Source organism: Alteromonas sp. ASW11-130 (assembly GCF_026183735.1).
Classification (GTDB): Bacteria; Pseudomonadota; Gammaproteobacteria; order Enterobacterales; family Alteromonadaceae; genus Alteromonas.
On record NZ_JAPFRE010000027.1, the window covers coordinates 233,781 to 256,244 of the forward strand.

Annotated in this window: 16 protein-coding genes; 12 read left to right on the forward strand and 4 right to left on the reverse strand. The window is 44.1% G+C overall.

Annotation, left to right across the window (positions count from 1 at the left end):
- Positions 1-9 precede the first annotated feature (9 nt).
- From odhB to sucD, 3 genes are all read left to right on the forward strand, one after another.
- Entirely contained in the window at positions 10-1,545 is a 1,536-nt protein-coding gene (gene odhB / locus OPS28_RS10205; protein ID WP_265609349.1) for a 2-oxoglutarate dehydrogenase complex dihydrolipoyllysine-residue succinyltransferase, read from the forward strand.
- A gap of 146 nt (positions 1,546-1,691) precedes the next feature.
- Positions 1,692-2,858, forward strand: coding sequence for an ADP-forming succinate--CoA ligase subunit beta (sucC, locus tag OPS28_RS10210; protein WP_265609350.1), 1,167 nt, complete (start codon positions 1,692-1,694; stop codon positions 2,856-2,858).
- The gene (gene sucD / locus OPS28_RS10215; RefSeq protein WP_265609351.1) at positions 2,858-3,730 is read left to right on the forward strand and encodes a succinate--CoA ligase subunit alpha; all 873 of its coding nucleotides are present in this window, start codon (positions 2,858-2,860) and stop codon (positions 3,728-3,730) included. The genes sucC and sucD overlap by 1 nt, the downstream gene beginning before the upstream one ends.
- A 385-nt stretch (positions 3,731-4,115) precedes the next feature.
- Here sucD and OPS28_RS10220 read toward each other — a convergent pair whose 3' ends face one another.
- The 4 genes from OPS28_RS10220 to hutI form a co-directional block, all read right to left on the reverse strand.
- Positions 4,116-6,980 (reverse strand): glycoside hydrolase family 16 protein, encoded by a 2,865-nt coding sequence (locus tag OPS28_RS10220; protein WP_265609352.1) that lies wholly within the window; start codon positions 6,978-6,980, stop codon positions 4,116-4,118.
- Entirely contained in the window at positions 6,970-7,647 is a 678-nt protein-coding gene (locus OPS28_RS10225) for a hypothetical protein (protein WP_265609353.1), read from the reverse strand. Before OPS28_RS10225 ends, OPS28_RS10220 begins: the two co-directional genes overlap by 11 nt.
- Positions 7,648-8,447: 800 nt before the next feature.
- Positions 8,448-9,383 (reverse strand): formimidoylglutamase, encoded by a 936-nt coding sequence (gene hutG / locus OPS28_RS10230; protein ID WP_265609354.1) that lies wholly within the window; start codon positions 9,381-9,383, stop codon positions 8,448-8,450.
- Complete coding sequence (gene hutI, locus OPS28_RS10235) at positions 9,373-10,569, reverse strand: imidazolonepropionase (protein WP_265609355.1); 1,197 nt, start codon at positions 10,567-10,569, stop codon at positions 9,373-9,375. The genes hutG and hutI overlap by 11 nt, the downstream gene beginning before the upstream one ends.
- 109 nt (positions 10,570-10,678) lie before the next feature.
- Between hutI and hutC the strand changes: the two genes are divergently transcribed.
- From hutC to OPS28_RS10280, 9 genes are all read left to right on the forward strand, one after another.
- Positions 10,679-11,401, forward strand: coding sequence for a histidine utilization repressor (gene hutC / locus OPS28_RS10240; RefSeq protein WP_265609356.1), 723 nt, complete (start codon positions 10,679-10,681; stop codon positions 11,399-11,401).
- The gene (gene hutU, locus OPS28_RS10245; protein ID WP_265609357.1) at positions 11,398-13,068 is read left to right on the forward strand and encodes a urocanate hydratase; all 1,671 of its coding nucleotides are present in this window, start codon (positions 11,398-11,400) and stop codon (positions 13,066-13,068) included. Before hutC ends, hutU begins: the two co-directional genes overlap by 4 nt.
- A 2-nt stretch (positions 13,069-13,070) precedes the next feature.
- Positions 13,071-14,609, forward strand: coding sequence for a histidine ammonia-lyase (gene hutH / locus OPS28_RS10250; RefSeq protein ID WP_265609358.1), 1,539 nt, complete (start codon positions 13,071-13,073; stop codon positions 14,607-14,609).
- 47 nt (positions 14,610-14,656) lie between these two features.
- On the forward strand, positions 14,657-15,160 hold the full coding sequence (locus OPS28_RS10255) for an RNA methyltransferase (protein ID WP_265609359.1): 504 nt from the start codon (positions 14,657-14,659) through the stop codon (positions 15,158-15,160).
- A gap of 317 nt (positions 15,161-15,477) precedes the next feature.
- Positions 15,478-16,380, forward strand: a complete 903-nt coding sequence (locus OPS28_RS10260; RefSeq protein ID WP_265609360.1) for a PEP-CTERM/exosortase system-associated acyltransferase — start codon at positions 15,478-15,480, stop codon at positions 16,378-16,380.
- 116 nt (positions 16,381-16,496) lie between these two features.
- Positions 16,497-18,401: an alpha-amylase family protein gene (locus OPS28_RS10265; protein ID WP_265609361.1), complete on the forward strand. Its 1,905-nt coding sequence runs from the start codon at positions 16,497-16,499 to the stop codon at positions 18,399-18,401.
- Positions 18,388-19,272: an alpha/beta hydrolase gene (locus tag OPS28_RS10270; RefSeq protein WP_265609362.1), complete on the forward strand. Its 885-nt coding sequence runs from the start codon at positions 18,388-18,390 to the stop codon at positions 19,270-19,272. Before OPS28_RS10265 ends, OPS28_RS10270 begins: the two co-directional genes overlap by 14 nt.
- Positions 19,265-21,673 carry a TIM-barrel domain-containing protein gene (locus tag OPS28_RS10275; RefSeq protein WP_265609363.1) on the forward strand — a complete coding sequence of 803 codons (2,409 nt, stop codon included), beginning with the start codon at positions 19,265-19,267 and terminating at the stop codon, positions 21,671-21,673. The genes OPS28_RS10270 and OPS28_RS10275 overlap by 8 nt, the downstream gene beginning before the upstream one ends.
- A gap of 13 nt (positions 21,674-21,686) precedes the next feature.
- Positions 21,687-22,391, forward strand: a complete 705-nt coding sequence (locus OPS28_RS10280) for an ABC transporter permease (RefSeq protein ID WP_265609364.1) — start codon at positions 21,687-21,689, stop codon at positions 22,389-22,391.
- Positions 22,392-22,464: the final 73 nt, after the last annotated feature.

Here is a 22,464-nt window from a genome sequence, read left to right on the forward strand (position 1 = left end):
GGAACAATGATGACAATAGAGATAAAAGTTCCGGTCCTACCTGAGTCAGTTGCTGATGCCACGATTGCAACCTGGCATGTTAAGGCTGGTGATTCGGTTAAACGCGATCAGAATTTGGTTGATATTGAAACTGATAAGGTTGTACTGGAAGTAGTAGCTCCTGCTGACGGTGTTATTGGTGAAATCATTGATGGAGAAGGTGAAACTGTTCTAGGTGAGCAGGTTATCGCCAAGCTTGATGAAAATGGGAAAGCTACGCCGACGTCATCGGCCCCATCTGACGCGTCTAGTAAGAGCGATAGCAAGAGTGAAAGTAAAACAGAGGTGAAGCCAGCTGCTAAGAGCGAAGGTAAAGAGTCCGATATCAAGGTTCCAGTATTACCTGAGTCTGTAGCTGACGCGACTATCGCTACTTGGCATGTTCAGCCGGGGGAATCAGTTAGCCGCGACCAAAATCTTGTTGATATTGAAACTGACAAGGTCGTGCTTGAGGTTGTCGCGCCAGCAGATGGGGTGGTGTCTGAAATACTGGCAGAAGAAGGTACTACTGTTGGCGCTGAAGAGGTTATTGGTAAGTTTAAATCCGGCGCATCAGGTACTGACAATGCATCAGTTACTACAGAAGAAGCTGAAACTTCTACGAATGATGACAATGATGCTTTAAGCCCGTCGGTAAGAAGGCTATTAGCAGAGAAGGGGATAGACCCTGCCAAAATCAAAGGAAGTGGTAAAAATGGTCGTATTACCAAAGAAGACGTTGAGCAACACTTAAAGTCTGATAAGGGTGAGACTAAAGCTGTATCTTCCCAGGCTGAGACCTCGACAGCCAATTTACCAACGGGCGAAAGAAACGAAAAACGTGTCCCCATGACGCGTCTTCGTAAGACAATTGCAAACCGTTTATTGGAAGCGAAAAACTCGACTGCGATGTTAACTACCTTCAATGAAGTTAACATGAAGCCTATAATGGATATGCGGAAGCAGTATCAGGAAAGTTTTGAAAAACGTCATGGTATCCGTCTTGGATTTATGTCGTTCTACGTCAAAGCGGTAACAGAAGCGCTCAAACGCTTCCCAGAAGTTAACGCCTCTATCGATGGCGATGATATTTGTTATCACAACTACTTTGATATCTCGATTGCAGTATCTACACCAAGAGGCTTGGTGACTCCAGTGTTAAAGGATACCGACTCTCTGGGTATGGCAGGAATTGAAAAAGGCATTAAAGAGCTTGCGCTTAAAGGGCGTGATGGCAAGTTGTCTATGGCAGAGTTGCAAGGCGGTAACTTTACCATTACTAATGGCGGCGTATTTGGCTCGTTAATGTCAACGCCTATCATCAATCCTCCACAGAGCGCAATTTTGGGTATGCACAAAATCCAGGATCGTCCTATGGCGGTGAATGGTAAAGTGGAAATTCTTCCTATGATGTACTTAGCTCTTTCTTATGATCACAGGATCATCGATGGTAAAGAGTCGGTAGGATTTCTGGTTACAGTTAAAGAAATGCTGGAAGACCCAGCACGTCTTTTACTGGATGTTTAAGGGATATTCCCTATAGAACACTGAGATGAAACGTAATTTAATTTGCGTTTCATTCTCATTACGCTGATATTCGGCCTATAATATCAGCACTTTGAATCAAGTCGCGTAAGCGGCTTTTGTCTTAATAAAAATCGGATAGAAACACCATGAATTTGCATGAATATCAAGGTAAGCAGTTATTCAAGGAATACGGCTTGCCTGTTTCTGAAGGATACGCAGCAGATACTCCGCAAGGAGCTATGGAAGCCGCTGATCGAATTGGCGGTAATGAGTGGGTTGTAAAGTGCCAGGTACACGCGGGCGGTCGCGGTAAAGCGGGCGGCGTAAAACTTGTTAAAAACAAGAGCGACATTCGTGAGTTTGCTGAAAAATGGTTAGGCAAAAATTTGGTGACTTTCCAGACTGACGAAAAAGGTCAGCCAGTAAGCAAAATTTTAGTTGAATCCTGCACAGATATTAAAAACGAATTGTACTTGGGTGCGGTAGTTGACCGTACATCTCGTCGTGTTGTTTTCATGGCTTCAACAGAGGGCGGTGTAGAAATTGAAACCGTTGCTGAAGAAACGCCTGAGAAAATTTTAAAAGCTGAGATAGATCCTATTGTTGGTCCTCAGCCTTATCAGGCACGACAAATGGCATTTAAACTAGGTCTTGAAGGCGTTCAGATTAAACAATTTACGCAAATCTTCCTCGGTCTGGCTAAGATGTTTGAAGAGCTTGATGTTGCGTTAATTGAAATCAACCCGTTAGTAATTAAGGCAGATGATAATTTACATTGTTTAGATGCCAAGGTAGCGATTGATAGCAACGCGCTTTATCGTCAACCGAAAGTTAAAGACATGCATGATCCTTCTCAAGAAGATTCGCGCGAAGCGCATGCTGCCCAGTGGGAGCTTAACTATGTAGCATTAGACGGCAACGTAGGCTGCATGGTAAATGGTGCCGGCCTTGCAATGGGTACAATGGACATTGTTAACCTGCACGGTGGAAAACCAGCTAACTTCCTCGATGTAGGTGGTGGCGCGACTAAAGAACGTGTTGCAGAAGCATTTAAGATTATCTTATCAGATGACAATGTAAAGGCTGTTCTGGTTAATATCTTCGGTGGCATTGTACGTTGTGACATGATAGCAGAAGGCATCATCGGTGCGGTTAAAGAAGTTGGAGTTAACGTTCCTGTGGTAGTGCGTCTTGAAGGTACAAATGCTGAAAAAGGCCGTGAAGTATTAGCTAACTCAGGTCTGGATATTATTGCAGCTGAATCGTTAACAGATGCAGCACAGAAAGTCGTTGCAGCAGCGGAGGGCAAATAATGTCAGTTTTAATCGATAAAAATACTAAAGTTATTTGTCAGGGCTTCACCGGTGGTCAAGGTACATTCCACTCTGAGCAAGCTATTGATTATGGTACACAGATGGTTGGTGGGGTAACCCCAGGCAAAGGTGGGTCGGAGCATTTAGGTCTTCCTGTATTCAATACTGTAAAAGAAGCGGTAGAAGCCACTGGCGCTACTGCATCTGTCATTTATGTACCTGCAGCTTTCTGTAAAGATTCAATTGTTGAAGCTGCCGACGCGGGTATTGAGCTAATCGTATGTATTACTGAAGGCATTCCGACGCTTGATATGCTTTATGTTAAAGAATATGTAAATGCTAAAGGCGTTCGGATGATTGGACCCAACTGTCCTGGTGTCATTACCCCGGGGGAGTGTAAGATTGGTATCATGCCGGGACATATTCACAAGCCTGGAAAAGTGGGTATCGTTTCACGCTCAGGTACGTTGACTTATGAAGCTGTTAAGCAAACTACTGACGAAGGCTTTGGTCAATCAACTTGTGTAGGTATCGGTGGCGATCCTATTCCTGGTTCGAACTTCATCGATATTTTGAAGTTGTTCCAAGAAGACCCTGCAACAGAAGCAATTGTAATGATTGGTGAAATCGGCGGTACAGCAGAAGAAGAAGCTGCGACTTTCATTAAAGAAAATGTTACAAAACCTGTTGTTTCTTATATCGCTGGGGTTACTGCACCTCCTGGTAAACGTATGGGCCACGCTGGCGCCATCATTGCCGGTGGAAAGGGCACTGCCGATGAGAAATTTAAAGCTTTGGAAGCCGCGGGCGTTAAAACTGTTCGCTCCTTAGCTGACATTGGCAAAGCATTACGCGAAGCTACTGGCTGGTAAAGTAGACCTTAAGGAAAAGCCCGCTTCTATTGCGGGCTTTTTTGTGGTGGAAAGTCAAAATGTCTTTTTCAATAATCTTCATAAGGGTCGACAAACGGTTGATTATTAGTCTCCCTATGAAATTCCTACTCGTATTTTTTCTTTCGATAGAGGGTTGGCTCCCCCAAATCCAAGACTTAAAAAACACTCTTCATCATTCAAAATCTATCCAAAATACTGCATTCATCTACCGCATTTCGCTTGGGTAAAGTACGCGTCTATACAAAGGCTTAGAATTAAGTCCCTGGATATATATAATAATCGCCGCCAATGAATGAGTGTCTCAGTAACAAATATAAATAGTAAAGCCCGAGAGAGGGCAGCTTACGATGCTGCCCCAGATATACTAAGGGGTAATGTTAATATTATCGAGTTGGTAAACTGTGCCAGTTGCTTTCCCCCATTCAGGAAAAACCATTATATACTTTAGCTTTGAAATGTTCAGACCAGCAGATGCTAATGTTGCAATATCGAATGAGTACGATTGCCAAATATTTACATTTAACGGTTCCCCATCGAGGCCTTCATGAAGTGGGAACTGCGCAGAACTACCGTCCGTAGCCTCTACCTTGAGCAACATAAGTGTTGAAGGATCAGCAGGCGGATTCATCAACCTTAAATCAAATGAAAGCGTTCCAGCAGATACTGCACTCACATCATGGGGTAAGTTTGCGGATAAACCTGAAACAGTTGGCTCGGGACCAAAGAAATCTACATTGATAACATTACCCATGACATCATCACTCAAAATAGCAAGCGAGGCGTTGGCGCAGCAATCCCATAGATCCCAGTGAGTATTAAGGCTTTCATCGAAAAGGGTTAATGCGTCATTCACCATTATTTTTGTCGGCGCATTATTGGTATCGTCGCCGTCTCCTACCAATTTTACATTATCGACGTGCATAACCACGCCCGATTGATTTCCCCAAGCCGGAAAGATAACCAGGGGCGTATCGACTTTTGTTAAGTCAAGCGACGACCCAGTATTGCTGACTAAATCACTGAGCCTGATTTGATAAGTAGTCCACTCCCCGATAACTGGTGGGACGATAGGGTAGTCATTTGAACTACACGGATGACCACAATCCATTTTCACCATAAACCGACGATCTTCTCGCGGGTCATGCGTGACGAGTAAATCAAATACCAACGTATCAAAATTGCTGACATCAAGTTTTGTGGTAACGCCCGCTGAATTTGGGAGCGTTTGAAAGTAAACCACCGATTCATCTGTATTAAAGCTGAATTGATGCACGTTACCGTGAGTCCCCCCCACATCAATCTCAGCAATATCGACACTTCCGTTGGCTACGTATTTACTTACTGTAAACGGGGCGTGTAGTGAATCATCATAAATAACAGCCTCAGTTAGCCCTGCCAAATCATACTCATACCGAATATTGTCTAATGCTAATGTTACTGGGGCACTGGACTCAATTACAAATGGATTAACCACGCTATTCATATCTACTGTATATCCAGAAGCATAACGATTCCCATTTTCTATAAGTCTACTGACTGCAAACGACATGGTGTGCCATTCACTATCTAATGGGAGTTCAAGCGAAGCATCTCCCACTGCTGGCCATCCACTATCTATTTTAATCAGAGTAGGACTGTCTGCTGCGCCACTTATACGTTTTACGTCAAGTTTGATATGCCCAAATTCAGCGTAATGTGACAAATTAATAGCAGGATCGGCATTAAAATACAGGTTACCTATATTGCCCGTCTGCTCTATTAATAATATATTTCCGCGACCGGCTTCGGCTACAACAGAAGAACTGACTGATACGTTGGGGTTATAAGATCCATAAGATAGCCCCTCTGTTAGCTCGTCCGTAAACAGGTCAAATCTGGGACCAGCGCCTAAATTTTCTTCGGGTTCAGAGATAACTGGGGGCTGATGCCCCTCCACAATAACCGGACTATCGCCTATAGTAGCGCAGCCTTGGCCATTTGAAGGATTAACTGAACACTCATAGACCCTCACATAGTCGACTTCAAGCGTTTGGGGAAAGGCTGTTTCATCGATACCACCGTTATTAGTATTAGCCGCCCAGGACCCGCCGACAGCCAAGTTTAGCAACATGTGGAATCGTTGATTAAATGGTGCGTCTGCTTCGCCGTTTTGCCACTGACCAGTCTCGTCTTGAAATTGGCTGTACCAGCCATCTGACCGCTGCGTAGCAAAATGAATATCATCAACATACCAGCGTATTTCATCTTGTTCCCACTCAACAGCATATTCGTGAAATCCATCCGCTGGATTGATTCCATCTGGTAATTTATAAGACGAACCTGAATAGACATTACCAGGCCATTCTCTGCCGTAATGCAAGGTTCCGTGTGTTCTTCTTTCTATTTCACCGCTCTCTGCACCAGCTTCATCTGTGGGCGTACTTAAATTTACCGCTTCCATAATATCTATTTCACCAGAGGCCGCCCATCCCCCGTATACCCAATCGGTAGGTAGCATCCAGATAGCAGGCCAGGTACCTTGACCTTCTGGTAATTTGGCGCTTATTTCGAATCGACCGTATGTCCAGTCACCTTTTCCGATAGTTCTTAATCGCGCAGACGTATAGGGTAGGGTAGTTTGACTGTCAAGATTACCTTCTGGATTGTCGGGTCCGGTGAAGGTTTCTTTTTTCGCTAAAATAGTTAATCGTCCATTCTCTACAAAAGCGTTGTCGCCCCGGGAGGTATAACATTGTTGTTCGTTATTTCCCCCTCCCCAACAGTTTTCCTCAAAACTCCATTTTGTTTCGTCGATGGCGTTGCCGTCGAATTCGTCGTGCCAAACCAACTCCCAAAGGCTATCTTGAAGTTCTTGCTGGACGGAAAGATTAAATTTAAGGCGCCCGCGGTTGAATTCAAACTTTAAAACCTGTGAAACTGTTTCGCCGGGTGCAATGGAACTTGTGTCGAGCAGAACGTAAGGGACATTGGTCTCGGTTATGCCAGATGGCGTAGCAAGCTGTAAAGTTGCATTATCTACCAGCAAGCGAAGAGGTCCTTCGAGGACTTCTTCAGAATCATTCGTCAGCTTAACAATCACATTGAATTGTCGATTGACTCGGTCGAATGCTTGTCTACTCTGCTTAATGGTAAATGGCTGGGCAACAGTTTCCCACCCAGCATACGTAGGGGGTATAGTAAGTAATGTGAATGCCACAGAGGATGCTAAAACGGTGAATCTAGATTTCATTTCTTTTTTCCCAGTTTGATTTATTTATAACACCTAATAGCAACAGCCCTGATAAAAGCAGCGGAAGCGTAGGGGGAGTGTCGACATTTGATACGTCAAATAATTGGACTTCGTTAATAGTTATCGATGAAGCGAGCTCATCAAAGTTTGAATTAATTTGAAACTCTAAGAACCAACCCGTGTGATTGTTAAACATTTCGTCTAACCTAAAAGAATGTCTAAATGAATCAGCGCCAGTGATATCCATTGAGTTATACATACCGCCTAATTCGCCGGTGTGATCGTAAAGGTTGCCTGCGCCATCGTTAAAATAAATGTCAAAGTAGTCGGCGGTGCCTATGTCTAATCTTGGCTGGGTGGTATCAACCGAAAAGTCTAGTGTTAGTCTCAGCGCGGAATCTGCCGCTACGGAAAAATCAACTTCCTGGTAAAGGATATTTGCAATAGCAAGCGAGGCATCTATCTTAACTGTCGCTGCACACCCATTTGGTGTATTCGACATAGTGAAATCGCCCGTCGGGATAGGGTTATCTGTGCTGGCCAAGTTCCAGCCAGTAAAATCGCAGGTTTCAAAATCACCATTTAGTATCGATGCAGCATTCGCATGTATCGTGAGACCGCTTATAAACAGTGCTGTAAACAATTTGTTTATCACATTTTTAAGCATAGTCATTCCTTTATCGCAATAAGAAAGCGCTTACATTTTTATTGTTTAGATTGGACAACGTAAGTAGACCTAATGTATGTATGAGAGCGCTTACAATTTAATCTTCCATTTACAAAAGGTCAACGAAAAATAAACATTATAATTTTTGCATTTACAAAGTATCTGCCAATAGGCCGAACTACATTTGCGAAAATAGGTGCGCCGTCAGCGAACGCTTTTAATCTATTTAGGCGCCAGTTACTCTAAGCGCGACGAGGGTAAAATGGAACGAAGTTGAGTAGTGCACAACCAATTACGACACCGCCCGAATTGGGAAAAGAGAGGTTATCTGCTATGGGGGGCTTCAGTTAGAAAGCGCAGCGGATTCGTTCATATAGGAGTCTGGACTAGCCATCTAACGTTTACTGCAAGTTAAGAATAGGTCAGGGCGGATTATTTAGTCAGAATGATGCGAGATGGGTAAAATTATGGAGAAAAGTAATTTAGTACGCGAAAATCGTCATAAACCAGAGTTATTAAATTTTTGCGCTTTAGGGAGCAGCTGCAATAAATGTTGCTACTCAGTACAAATTTGTAGTCATCCTCAAAGGTTTACAAGCGTGAAGCCTGCACTGAAGTGACGTAACGAAGTAAAGCGTTTGTCACGAATTTGTATATATGAAACACGTTGCACTATATGAGACCATTTCTGATTTACCATAGGCTCTTTCCCCACAGGTTTACACAATACGTCGCTGAAACAGCAAACAGTTACGTTATCACACAAATGTTTAACGATCTGTTTAACTACAATAGCGCAGTCAATTATTCATCGCGCTAACTAATTCAAAGGCTATTCGTGCGGCAAATCTCGCCGTCTTATTATCAGTATCTAAACTGGGATTTAGTTCTGCTATGTCGCTTAGTTTCCACGTCACATTTTGTTCGATACACGCTTTGCTTAGCCATTGGATAATATTGATTGTTTCAGCAGGATCAATTCCCAGTGCGGAGGGGGCACTCACACCTGGACACAATGAAATAGGAAAAGCATCCATGCATACTGTTACATAAAGTTCGTCAATTTCTTTAAGCAAAGGTGTTATGACTTTTTGCGCGTTGACTAAGTTAAAGTCAACATCGGATAGCATTCGCGTTCGTGTCTTAGCTGCATAGTTGAAGAGTGCCTGAGTATTGGCCGCTTTAGAAACACCTAAACACGCATAATTAAACCTTAATTCATTATTCTCGCAGTGTTCTGCAATTTGCCGAAAGGGTGTACCTGATGATGTATCGGGGGAAGGTTTGCGTAAATCTAAATGTGCATCAAAGTTAATAATACCAATGCGTTTCTGCGAGTATTGGGCTAAACCCATATAGCTAGCCCAGGCAATATCGTGACCGCCGCCCAAGCCCAAAACAACCTTACTGTTTTCTAATGCTTTATTCACTTTGGAGGCGAATGCTGCCTGAGTACGGGGCAATTCATCAAAGATTTGGGAGTCACCCGCATCTATTAATCCACTTCTTAAGTGCCAAGGCAAACTGGCTAAAAATTGTCTGATAGCGTTAGGCCCCCCAGATGCGCCAACGCGTCCTTTGTTAGCCGCTACCCCTAGGTCGTTCGGATAACCTACTAGCGTGATCGAGTCGGATGAATTTGGCAGCTGAGTAAATTTAACTACCTGATGCCAGCGTAGTCCAGCTTCACCATCTTCGGCATCCACCCTACCTTGCCATAAATTTTTATAAGACACGCTTGCCTCCTATCCATTTTGCGGTTGGGCGATATCCGTTTATTTCATAAACCAATGATTCGGGTGATTCAATATCCCATAGACACATATCCGCATCATAACCTGTTTTAATTTGACCTTTGTTTTTCAATCCCAGCGCTAAGGCAGCGTGAGCGGTAATCCCTGTTAATGCCTCTGCCGTCGTTAGCCCAAACAACACACAGGCCATATTGGCACAGGTAAGTAAAGATGCTATGGGGGAAGTACCCGGATTCATATCGGTAGAGATCGCAATAGGAACATTATATTTTCTCAATGCGTCAATAGGGGGGAGCTGGGTCTCCTTTAAATAATAGAATGCGCCAGGTAACAGCACGGCAACGGTACCTGAATCGGCCAATAACGGAATATCTTCTTCAGCCAGATACTCAATATGATCGACAGATAAAGCATTGTATTTCGCTGCAAGCGCAGCACCTTTACTATCACTTAATTGCTCAACGTGACCTTTTACTTTTAAATTAGACTGCTTAGCAGCCATAAATACCCGTTCAGTTTGGGCTAAATTGAATCCCACTTTTTCACAAAATACATCTACCGCGTCTGCTAGTTGATGCTCAGCTACATATGGGATCATGGTTTGGCAAACAAAATCAATATATTCTTCCGCAGACACCTCGCTATCTGGCGGCAAGGCATGGGCACCTAAAAATGTACGCTGTATATTTAAGTTGGTTAGTTCACCGACTTTTAGGGCCACATCTAACATTCGAAGTTCGGTGTCTTTATCCAATCCGTAACCAGACTTGATTTCTACCGTAGTAACCCCTTCTTCGGCAAGCCGCTTAGCTCTTCTAAGTGTTTGCGAAAGAAGCGTGGCTTCGTTAAGTGCCCGGGTCGCACGTACTGTACTTTTTATGCCACCACCTTGTTTGCTGATGGTTTCATAGCTTACCCCCTTAAGCCGTAGAGAGAACTCCTGTGCCCTGTTACCTCCATAAACTAAATGAGTATGGCAATCAATAAATCCGGGCAAACACCATTGCTCGTGTGCATCTACACGGACTGCTGTCTCACATACCAAATCGTTTCCGATAGCCTGAATTTTTCCATTGACAACCAAAATATCGGTGGCATCGAGTTGAACAAATTCATGGTTGTCATTTGAGGAAGCTATACGTGCATTCTTTATCAGCGTGGTTGACATAGTAACGAAACTCGATGGCGAAAATAACGAATAAGTCTACTTGTCTACACTTGTATATACAAGTTAAATTGAGTAAGGTAATACCAGATTCAATCCGTTTGTTAAGCTAATGATCCCACGCTATTTACAGATAAAGTCAGCATTGCTGGAACGCATAGAAGCAGGTGATCTTACAGCGGGAGAACAAGTCGCTTCTGAAAATCAATTGGCAAACGATTATGCTGTTAGCAGAATGACAGCGAGACGGGCAGTTTCCGAATTGGTAGAAGAAGGTATTCTGGCGCGAAGCCAAGGCATTGGAACATTTGTTGCCGATGCTAGACCGATGAGCTCAATTCTGACAATTAATAACATCCAACACGAAATAGAGGCGCGTGGTCACCAATACACAAATAAGCTTCTACTTCACAAGGTAACAGAAGTCACAGCTCAGCAAAGCCAATGGATTGGTTTAGAAAAGGGCAGTCCGGCGTTCCGCACTCAGGTGGTGCATTACGAAAATGGCAATGCGGTACAGCTGGAAGACAGATTCGTGAATCCTCTTTGGGCGCCGGGTTATATTGACCAAAATTTGAATGAGTTGACTGCCCATGAGTATTTGTCGAGGGTAGCACCGCTAACAGAGGCTGACCATACTGTAGAAGCCATTTTACCTTCTGCAGCGCAGGCAGCATTGCTGAAAATTGATTATCACCAACCTTGTTTACAAATAAAGCGACGAACATTTTCTGCCAAGGGAATAGTAAGCTTTGCCTTGCTAACGCATCCTGGCAACCGATACAGATTGGGTGGTCATTTGCATTTCACCACCACCGCTAAGGAGATAAAATGAAACGACACGATCCAAGCCGCACTATTACTGCACCTACAGGAACACAACTTAACGCCAAAAGCTGGCTTACTGAAGCCCCTTTGCGCATGCTGATGAATAACTTGGATCCTGATGTGGCTGAACATCCTGATTCGCTTGTCGTTTATGGAGGTATAGGACGCGCTGCAAGAGATTGGGAATCCTTTGATACCATCGTTGATGTATTAAAACGGTTGGAAGAAAACGAAACCTTATTGGTTCAGTCGGGCAAACCCGTAGGCGTTTTCCCCACGCATAAAAATGCGCCGCGTGTACTAATCGCCAACTCAAATTTGGTGCCTCATTGGGCTAACTGGGAGCACTTCAACGAATTAGATAAGAAAGGTTTGATGATGTATGGCCAGATGACGGCTGGCTCATGGATATATATTGGTTCTCAGGGAATTGTACAGGGAACCTATGAAACGTTTGTCAGCGTAGCTAAAACCCATTTTGAGGGAAATGCGAAGGGTCGTTGGATTCTAACCGGCGGTTTAGGTGGAATGGGGGGCGCGCAGCCACTTGCGGCTACGATGGCAGGCTTTTCAATGATTGCGGTCGAAGTAGATGAAAGCCGAATAGATTTTCGTATTAAAACCGGGTACGTAGATAAAAAAGCGAAGACACTAGACGATGCGCTAGCCATCATCGATGAAGCAAAATCATCTGGTAAAGCGGTATCCGTTGGATTACTTGGTAATGCTGCAGATGTTTTTCCTGAACTCGTTGCGCGCAACGTCATCGCAGATGTTGTAACCGACCAGACCAGTGCACATGACCCACTTAATGGCTATTTACCGAAAGGCTGGTCATTAGACCAGGCTGTTTCCACTCGTAAATCAGAACCCCAAAAAGTGGTTAAAAAAGCAAAACAATCTATGGCCTTGCAAGTGAACGCGATGCTTACCATGCAGGAGCGCGGCGCAGCAACATTAGATTACGGCAACAATATTCGTCAAATGGCATTAGAAGAAGGGGTTAGTAACGCGTTTGATTTTCCGGGTTTTGTGCCTGCTTATATTCGTCCTTTATTTTGTCAGGGGATTGGTCCGTTCCGTTGGGTAGCGTTGTCTGGCGATCCGGAAGATATATATAAAACAGATGCAAAAGTAAAAGAACTCATTCCAGATAATCCACATTTACATAATTGGTTGGATATGGCACGAGAGCGAATTCAATTTCAGGGCTTACCGGCCAGAATATGTTGGGTCGGGCTGGGAGAACGCCAAAAGCTGGGGTTAGCGTTTAATGAAATGGTTCGTAATGGTGAACTAAAAGCACCTGTAGTGATAGGTCGTGACCATCTTGATTCTGGCTCGGTGGCTTCCCCCAACCGAGAAACTGAGTCGATGTTGGATGGCTCCGATGCAGTCTCGGATTGGCCGCTCTTGAATGCACTATTAAATACAGCTGGCGGCGCCACGTGGGTAAGCTTACACCACGGGGGTGGGGTAGGGATGGGCTTTAGCCAACATTCCGGCGTGGTCATTGTTTGTGACGGTAGTGAGGACGCAGACGCAAGAATTGCGCGTGTATTGCATAACGATCCCGCCACTGGGGTTATGCGTCATGCCGATGCAGGTTATGAGATTGCTAAGAGCTGCGCCGAGAAACATAAGCTCGACTTACCTATGCTTAACAGGAAATAGATATGACTACTCCCTTTGTTTTAAAACCAGGCCAGTTAACAGTTGCAGACTGTTATCAATTTTTCCGTCAACACCAGACTCTTTCGTTGTCAGAAGATGCTTATCCAGCGATAGATGAAGCACAGCAAACAGTTTCAAATGTATTAAAGCAAGGTCGAACCGTATATGGCATAAATACAGGTTTTGGATTGTTGGCCAATACGCGTATAGCAGAAGAAGAGTTAGAATTACTGCAAAAAAGTATCGTGTTATCTCATGCTGCAGGTATTGGTGACCTCATGCAGGTGTCTACTGTGCGGTTGCTAATGCTGCTAAAAATTAATTCCCTTTCACGCGGATTTTCGGGTGTACGAAGGGAAGTCATTGATGCGCTAATCACACTATTTAATCACCAAGTTTGGCCTGCCATTCCTCAGAAAGGTTCTGTCGGTGCGTCCGGAGACCTGGCCCCGCTTGCACATATGAGCGCAGTTTTGTTAGGTGAGGGTGAAGTAATAATTGACGGTAAACGTCTACCGGCTTCTGAAGGTTTGAAAAAAGCGAATTTAACCCCTCTTGCATTAGCTCCAAAGGAAGGGCTAGCCCTACTCAATGGTACTCAGGCCTCTACTGCTTTCGCTTTCGAAGGTCTTTTTTACACTGAAAACGCACTGTTATGTGGTATAGCAATTGGCGGGTTAAGTGTAGACGCTGCTCAAGGGTCTCGCGTGCCGTTCGACGATCGTATCCACATGGTACGTGGGCAACAAGCACAACGCGACGTGGCCTCAATGTATCGAGACGTTCTTAAAGAGTCAGAAATTGGAAAGTCACACGAAGATTGCGCCAAAGTACAAGACCCGTATTCGCTTCGTTGTCAACCTCAAGTGATGGGGGCGTGTTTGCAGCAAATTCGATACGCGCAGAATACGTTGATTGCAGAAGCGAATGGCGTTTCAGATAATCCGTTAGTGTTTGCTGAGCAGCAAGACATTTTATCTGGGGGCAATTTCCATGCAGAGATCATCGCCATGACCTCCGACATGCTGGCTATCGCGCTTTCTGAAATTGGTTCATTATCCGAACGCCGAATGGCCTTGCTGATTGACTCAAACTTGAGTGGATTACCCCCGTTCCTAGTGGAAAACGGTGGCGTTAATTCTGGGTTCATGATTGCCCAGGTGACGAGTGCGGCTTTAGCGAGTGAAAATAAAACCTACGCACATCCTGCTTCAATCGACTCATTGCCTACCTCTGCAAATCAGGAAGATCACGTATCCATGGCGACTTTCGCGGGGCGGCGCTTAAAAGATATTTTTGAGAATGTTGCAGGTATTTTAGCGATCGAATGGTTAGCTGCAGGGCAGGGGATAGATTTTCGTTCTCCACGCAAAACCAGCGAGCCTCTCCAGCAGGTTCATTCGTTGCTAAGAAGCAAGGTAGCGTTCTACGACAAAGATCGTTACTTCGCGCCTGACATAGAGAATGCAAAAAATCTGATTACCGAGCACAAGCTCGCGGATTTGGTAAAATCAAAGATTCAATCTCCTATTTACGCATAAAATAAAACAGGGCGATTTCAGTATCGCCCTTTTATTAAAGGTATAATATGCATAACACGCATACGTTCAGTATCGGTTTAGTAAATCCCAAATCTGCGGTTAATGTGGCCTCAGTGTTACGCGCTGCTGGGTGTTATGGCGCCAGCAGTGTATTCTATACGGGGCAACGATATCGTTATGCCAAGGAGTTTCACGCAGACACGCAAGATTTCTACAAAAAGATACCTACGGTAGGCGTCGACGATCTAAGGCCATTTGTTCCTAAAGGAGCGAGAACAATAGCAGTAGAGTTAGTCGAAGGCGCTGAATCTCTCATTAAATTCCAACATCCTCCAAACGCTTTCTATGTTCTAGGCCCAGAAGATGGCTCTTTGAAAAAAAATACGCTTAATTGGTGTGATGATGTGGTTTATATCCCAACGAGACATTGCATGAATTTGGCAGCAACTGTGAATGTTGTGCTCTATGACAGGCTAGTGAAACTTAACGAACCATTCAATCAAGCGATAATTTTACAAGGTAGAGACAGGAACAATAATCAGAAAATCTAATCCAACCAATGCCTTCCTCCAGCATAAAGCGCTATTAGCGATATTATGTCAAGCCCATCGCGATCCCGCTGATACAACGCTGTCTATCTTGCCATATATTTGATCCGAAACCGCCTTTAGAAAGTAACTTTAAACTGCCTTACTTGGTGAACTAATTCCAGTCTAAATGGTCGATCCAGAGTTAGGACTATTTACACTACATGGGAGATCGTGGGGTGTATGGCCGATAGCAGTGGCGGATCCCTAGCGATCTGTAGTGGATGTATGAAGGTAAAATATGGATTTATGCATATAACTATTATTATAGGGGAGTTCGTGTGAAAAGACGCTTGCTGAACGCGCTTAGAAAATTTAAACACGTACCCGGCCTAAATCGAGTTGTAAAGCCGGTTGTAAAGTATAAAGTTAATAAAACCATTGATGCTGTAGCTTCACATTTTTTTGAACACTTTAGTTTGGTCGTCGCCAGTGAAGAAGACGATGTAAAAACCTGCTTTAAAGCCCGCCATGAGGTCTATTGCGAAGAATTAGGCTTCGAAGAGAAAACAAAGTCAAAAATGGAATTTGATGAGTTCGATGAATACTCGCTGAGTTGCTATATTAAACATCGCGCGACAGGAGAATGCGCGGGTACCATTCGTCTTGTCATGCCCCAACATGCCGGGCAGCTTTTACCTATAGAGAGCAGCTGTCCCGAAGCTATTCGTCTTGCTGAACATAGCCCCAGTAAATTTCCTCGACATTCTATTTGTGAGGTATCTCGTTTAGCCATTCCCAAAAGGTTTCGACGCCGCGCCGCTGATAAACAGCTTTCTCCCATAGGTGGTACGCCAAATCATAAAGACGGGCAGATGGATAAACAATTAAACCGAAATTTTCCCTATTTATCTCTGGCGCTGTATTTTTTTGCTGCCACCATATGTATTTTACGCGACATCGATAACGGCTATATGATGATGGAGCCACGTTTAGCCCGAAGTCTTAAGTTTTTGGGCGTGCGATTTCACCAACTGGGACATGAAGTCAATTACCATGGGAAACGCGCAGCATTTCTTATATCTCCCGAGGACTTTGTTAGCCAGGTTTCACCTGCCTTACAAAAATTCCAACGCAGTATTCTAAGGGAGCTTCAGGACGTTCCCAATTTTGGCGCGATTTATCACCCATTACCTGCGGTGGCGGTCAAAAAGCAATCTTCGAAACAACGAAAGGCGGCATGATCGGCCATTTAGGTGGGGGGAGCGCCAACGTCTTATGAAATCGTATGCACTTTGTTTAACATACCGTTAACGGGTATGCTCTAGGCCTACTTAAGTTACTTATTCAATGGCCTATCATGTTGAAACATAAACTGAATCGATTTGCCTCACTATCGGTACCTATATTATTACTATCGCTCGGGTGTTCGGTGGAACACTCGACCACTCAAGTCGCGCATTCAATCACCGATAAAATTAATCAAGATACAAGCAACGAACAACGGCCCATTGTTTACCAGGTATTCACTCGTCTCTTTGGCAATCAAAATACAACGAACGAACCCTGGGGCACTAAAGAAGAGAATGGCGTCGGTAAGTTTTCTGATTTTACACCCAAAGCATTAGCAGAAATCAAAGCGTTAGGTGTTTCACACATTTGGTATACGGGTGTACCGCACCACGCACTGGTCGCAGATTATACCGAATATGGTATTTCTTTGGACGATCCCGATGTTATTAAAGGTAGGGCAGGCTCTCCTTACGCTGTAAAAGATTATTATAACGTCAATCCGGATTTAGCTGATGACCCTTCACGCCGTTTAGCAGAATTTGAAGCACTCATTAAACGGACCCACGCACAGGGTATGAAAGTTATCATCGATATTGTGCCTAATCATGTTGCCCGGGGTTATCAGTCTTTAACAAAGCCGCGAGGTATCGAAGATTTTGGTGCCTCTGATGACCGAACGATGGCTTATGCGCGCAATAATAATTTTTATTATGTACCTGGCAAACCCTTTGAAGTTCCCACCTTTTCTGTAGATACGCTACCGTTGGGCGGGGAAGAGCATCCACTTGCAGACAATAAGTTTGACGAGGACCCCGCCAAGTGGACTGGAAACGGTGCGCGGGAAGCTAAGCCAGATGTTAACGACTGGTATGAAACAGTTAAGGTTAACTATGGTGTTAGGCCAAACGGAAGTTATGACTTCCCGCGTTTACCTGAAGGTTATGAAGCCGCACCATTAAATGTACATTTTGAGTTTTGGCAAGACAAAACATTGCCTGATTCCTGGTACAAATTCGAGAATATCGCACATTACTGGTTAGATAAAGGTGTCGATGGATTTCGTTTTGATATGGCAGAAATGGTACCTGTTGAATTCTGGTCCTTTCTGAACTCGTCAATAAAGCATAAAAAGCCCGATGCATTTTTACTTGCTGAAGTTTACCAGCCCAACAAATATCGCGACTATCTGCATGCTGGCAAGATGGATTATTTATATGACAAAGTTGGTTTTTATGATGCTTTAAAGACCGTCATGCAGGGAACGGGGGAGGTATCAGCGGTAATAGACGCGCATGAAAAGGTTTCTGATATACGTAACCATATGCTGCATTTCCTTGAAAATCATGATGAGCAACGTATAGCTTCACCAGAGTTTGCTGGGAAAGCTGAAATAGGTAAGCCTGCATTAGTCGTATCCGCATTGATCAGTTCTTCTCCTTTTATGATTTATTTTGGTCAGGAAGTAGGAGAGGATGGCAGTGAAAACGCTGGGTTTGGTAAGCCTAGCCGTACTTCTATTTTTGATTACGTCGGCGTGCCTGCTCACCAGCGATGGATGAATGGCGGGAAGTTCGACGGCGGTCAGTTGACCGATAGGGAAAAGTCTTTACGCGAGTACTATAAAAAAGTGCTTAATATCGCTGCTTTTCACCCGTCGATGGAAGGTGATCTTATACACTTACATGACATTTCGCTTACATCAGAAAGTGATTATTCAGAACAGCATTTTGCTTTTGCCAGAGAAAGCAAAACAAGTAAGTTAATCGTGGTTAGTCAATTTACAGATAAGGTAAATTCGAATGTGCAAGTTGTGTTACCTGAGGTGCTTGTAAAGCGCTGGGGTTTAGATGAAAGCGACCATTTAAAAGATTTGCTTAGCGGCGAAACCAATACCGTAACAATAAATGACGGCCAAGCGATAATCACAACGCCACTTCATTCATGGGAATCAAAAGTGTATGTTGTGGAATAAAGCTTGGTTACTAGCTGGTGTGAGTTTTTTTCTGTTTGCATGTCAGTTTGCAGAATACGAAAACCAAAACTCTACACCCACTCCCATGAGTGTTAACGAGTCCACACGCAGCTACAACGTAAATCTTGTTGCGCACCGTTTTTTCTTCCCTGAAGGGGAACCTCGGAAAGTGTGGATCTATTTACCACCCGATTACGCGAAGTCAGAAAAACAGTATCCAGTGCTCTATATGCATGATGGCCAAAACCTTTTCGATAACTCGACGAGTTACATGGGGGAATGGAGAGTTGATGAAATACTAAACCAACTTGCCGCTGAAGGGTGGAATGTGCCAATTGTCGTAGCAATAAATCATGGCAATGAAAACAGGCTAAATGAACTAAGCCCTTGGCAGCAAGAAAAATACCCAGATGTGGCGGGTAAATTCTACGCTGATTTTATTGTAAAACAGGTAAAACCTTATATCGATAACGCATTTCGTACTCATAGCGGCGTGGCTCACACCAGTGTTATGGGGAGCTCCATGGGAGGATTAATGTCTCATTACATGCTTATTGCTTATCCTGATATATTTGGAAAGGCAGCAATTTTCTCTCCTTCTTTCTGGTTTTCTCAACAGGCTTTTTCCTTTGCTGAAAATAATCCCGTGCCTTCTACTCATCGCTTGCTTTTTGTTGCTGGCAGCGAAGAGCACAAGCAAGTCACAAACAATACGAAAGCAATGGTAAGCTTGCACGAAGCGCAACAGCACCCCCAAACCAACCTTTATTCAGCCATTGTGGATGGAGGCAAACATAATGAAACGTTTTGGCAGGAGCAGTTCGCGTTCGCGCTGAAATGGCTCAATATTGTAGGGCAAAAAAATGACTAACAGATGTATCGCAATAAGCCTTTTATGGCTGTTCTCTTTCTTTGTTCTTGGAGCAGAGGTTAAATCTTTTACGCACGAAAATCAGAGCGTCAGCATAGAATTAAGTGACAATACTCATGTTGATATCGACCTAATAAATGCTAAAACGTTAGCCGTTAACTATCGTCTTCTCGATGACCGCGTAACTCCCCCTGCACTTAAATTGTTCGAGTCTACTGATTCGTTAACCTTTCGCGTGAAAGATAAGGACGATACCTTACACTTCGTAAGTGGAAACGTCACAGTCGTTGCCCAAAAAGCCCCATTCTCCTTGGCGTTCTGGTACAAGGGGGAATTAAAAACTAAAGAAGAGATAGGTGTATTTGCTCACCCAACAATACGCGGATTTCGATTTGCGTTGCAACCGGATGAAAAGTTAATGGGGGGAGGCCAGCGAGTGCTGGGAACGGATCGCAGAAATCATCGCATGCCCTTATATAACCGTGCGCATTATGGTTATGGATCGGAATCGAACCAAATGTATTATAGCTTGCCCGCTGTGTTGTCAAATCGTAATTACGCACTTGCTTTTGACAATACCGCAAGCGGCTACCTGGATATAGGGAAAGCGGAACATGATGTTTTGCAGTTTGAAGCTGTAGGAGGCAAGTTACGTTATATCGTTAGTATGGGAGAATCAATGTCTGATGTCTCTCAGCACCTGATTGCAGCCCTCGGTAAGCAACCACTTCCACCAAGATGGGCGTTGGGCAATTTTGCATCTCGTTTTGGCTATCGTTCTGAACAAGAAACTCGAGCAATAGTCAACGCATATGCTACACATGCTATACCCCTTGATGCGGTAGTGCTGGATCTCTACTGGTTCGGTAAAGATATTAAAGGCCATATGGGTAATTTAAATTGGGACAAAAATGCGTTTCCTAATCCGGAGAAAATGATTGCAGATTTTGCGGACCAAAATATCAAAACCGTTGTCATAACAGAGCCGTTCATATTGGATACGTCTTCAACGTACACGGATGCGGTGGAATCGAACGCGCTCGCCACAAACCTGGCAGGCGAGCCTAAAATGTTTGATTTTTATTTCGGCCATACAGGAATTATTGATGTATTTAATAATGCTGCCCAAGATTGGTTTTGGCAGTTCTATGCTAAATTGATGGATCAAGGTGTAGCGGGTTGGTGGGGAGATCTAGGCGAGCCCGAAGTGCACCCGGGCGATACTCTGCATAAATGGGATAATCACATTTTCACCGCAGACGAAATTCATAACATTTATGGGCATCAGTGGGCTGAAATGGTGTATGAACGCACACTTAAAGCGCAACCTGACAAGCGCCCCTTTGTATTAATGAGAGCGGGTTATTTGGGCAGTCAACGTTACGGTATGATGCCATGGACAGGTGATGTTAGTAGAAGTTGGGAGGGCTTTAAAGCGCAGGTGGAATTGTCCCTACAAATGGGCATCTTCGGGCTAGGTTATATACATAGCGATTTAGGTGGCTTTGCGGGTGGCGACGAGTTTGATAAGGATCTCTATTTACGCTGGTTACAGTTAGGGACGTTTTCACCCGTATTTAGGCCCCATGCACAAGAACACATTCCACCTGAGCCCGTGATGCATTCACAGGATGTAATTGATGCTGCTAAAAAGCTAATTGATTTGCGCTATCAAATGTTACCTTATAATTATACGCTTAGCTTTGATAACACATTATACGGCAAACCCCTTATGCGCCCGCTATCATTTCATTTTGAACAACAAAAGTGGTTCGATAACAAAGATAGCTATATGTGGGGAGAGGCATTTCTGGTGTCGCCTGTTACTGATGCGAAACAAACAGAATGGAAGGTCGATTTGCCTCAGGGGCGATGGTATGACTTTTGGTCTGGGAACGCGTTTGATGGGAATCAAATTATAACATACCCGTTAACTCAGCATACTTTTCCTGTATTAGTAAAAGCAGGTGCCTTCGTGCCAATGGTGGAACCGGCAAGCAATAGTGCAGAAATCAATTGGTCTTCTATGCAATTTCATTATTGGTACAGTGAAGAATCGTCGGATTACACTTATTTTGAAGATAGTGGCAATGCCCCTTTATCCATTCAGGAAAAGCAATTTCTTACAATGGAATTAACGGCTCAACCCACTGCTGGTAAGTTGAATCTGAACATTCAGATTAATGGCGATTACCCCACTGCACCAACGTCAAGAAATATTCAGTGGGTAGTGCATGGTTTGCAGGCGATACCGAAACGTATTGACATACTGGGCGGAAAATCTGTAGAACAGCAACATTTCTCGGCTCATGGAATTACGTGGCTAGCAGATAAGAACGAGCTCCTTTTACCTTCAACGCTGTTGATCGGGGACAAGAGTTCAGTAGTTATTCACCTTTAACTTTAGATTACATATGTTCATTAGTTGGTGGTCGTTATTGTGGTGCTTGGTTCCAGTTTCGATAGTGGCTACTATTTATGTCTTCTGGTCTCCGCAAGACCTTCTAGAGCTAATCTATGCGTGCTTACGCATGGTAATACAGCTTGCTTTAGTAGGTTTTGTTCTGATCTGGTTGTTTGACAGCCCTTCTGCATTAATCAGCCTTGGGGTTATTACCTTTATGCTGAGCATAGCCGCATGGATAGCTATACGACCGCTTAGGAAGCTTAGTGAATTTTCGTCCCGAAGCTGGTTTGGGGCAGTGATAGCCTTAATCACCGGTGTAGGTATTTGTCTCAGCATAACCATGATGGGCATATTACCGGTTAAACCTTGGTTTAAACCGAGTTTTCTTATTCCTCTTGCTGGTATGTATCTGGCGAACAGTATGAACGTAATCAGCTTAAGCGCCGAACGCTATTTTGCGGAGAGGCGCAATGTGAGGGATAAAGAGCTGGCTAAGCGCCGAGCATTTAACGCGAGTATGATCCCACAGATTAATGGACTGTTCGCCGTAGGTCTGGTCGCGCTTCCCGGTATGATGACGGGTCAAATTATCTCTGGCGTTGAACCAATGATCGCTGTGCGTTATCAAATTATGATTATGGCTATGTTACTCGGTTCTACTGGGATAGCGGCTTGTATCATGCTTATATGGCTGAGTAAAAACGACGTCTAAAAGCTACCAGCCCGACAAAGCTTGCGCGCTGAATACGTATGCAGGAAGTTGGTTTATAACGTCGCTAAGCGGT

Excerpts from the sequence above, each read along its gene's own strand:
- OPS28_RS10265 (WP_265609361.1), top strand. The coding sequence starts at position 16,497 with ATGTTGAAACATAAACTGAATCGATTTGCCTCACTATCGGTACCTATA.
- sucC (WP_265609350.1), top strand. The coding sequence starts at position 1,692 with ATGAATTTGCATGAATATCAAGGTAAGCAGTTATTCAAGGAATACGGC.
- hutH (WP_265609358.1), top strand. The coding sequence starts at position 13,071 with ATGACTACTCCCTTTGTTTTAAAACCAGGCCAGTTAACAGTTGCAGAC.
- OPS28_RS10255 (WP_265609359.1), top strand. The coding sequence starts at position 14,657 with ATGCATAACACGCATACGTTCAGTATCGGTTTAGTAAATCCCAAATCT.
- hutI (WP_265609355.1), bottom strand. The coding sequence starts at position 10,569 with ATGTCAACCACGCTGATAAAGAATGCACGTATAGCTTCCTCAAATGAC.
- hutU (WP_265609357.1), top strand. The coding sequence starts at position 11,398 with ATGAAACGACACGATCCAAGCCGCACTATTACTGCACCTACAGGAACA.
- OPS28_RS10220 (WP_265609352.1), bottom strand. The coding sequence starts at position 6,980 with ATGAAATCTAGATTCACCGTTTTAGCATCCTCTGTGGCATTCACATTA.
- sucD (WP_265609351.1), top strand. The coding sequence starts at position 2,858 with ATGTCAGTTTTAATCGATAAAAATACTAAAGTTATTTGTCAGGGCTTC.
- OPS28_RS10275 (WP_265609363.1), top strand. The coding sequence starts at position 19,265 with ATGACTAACAGATGTATCGCAATAAGCCTTTTATGGCTGTTCTCTTTC.
- OPS28_RS10225 (WP_265609353.1), bottom strand. The coding sequence starts at position 7,647 with ATGCTTAAAAATGTGATAAACAAATTGTTTACAGCACTGTTTATAAGC.
- OPS28_RS10280 (WP_265609364.1), top strand. The coding sequence starts at position 21,687 with ATGTTCATTAGTTGGTGGTCGTTATTGTGGTGCTTGGTTCCAGTTTCG.
- hutC (WP_265609356.1), top strand. The coding sequence starts at position 10,679 with ATGATCCCACGCTATTTACAGATAAAGTCAGCATTGCTGGAACGCATA.
- odhB (WP_265609349.1), top strand. The coding sequence starts at position 10 with ATGACAATAGAGATAAAAGTTCCGGTCCTACCTGAGTCAGTTGCTGAT.
- OPS28_RS10270 (WP_265609362.1), top strand. The coding sequence starts at position 18,388 with ATGTTGTGGAATAAAGCTTGGTTACTAGCTGGTGTGAGTTTTTTTCTG.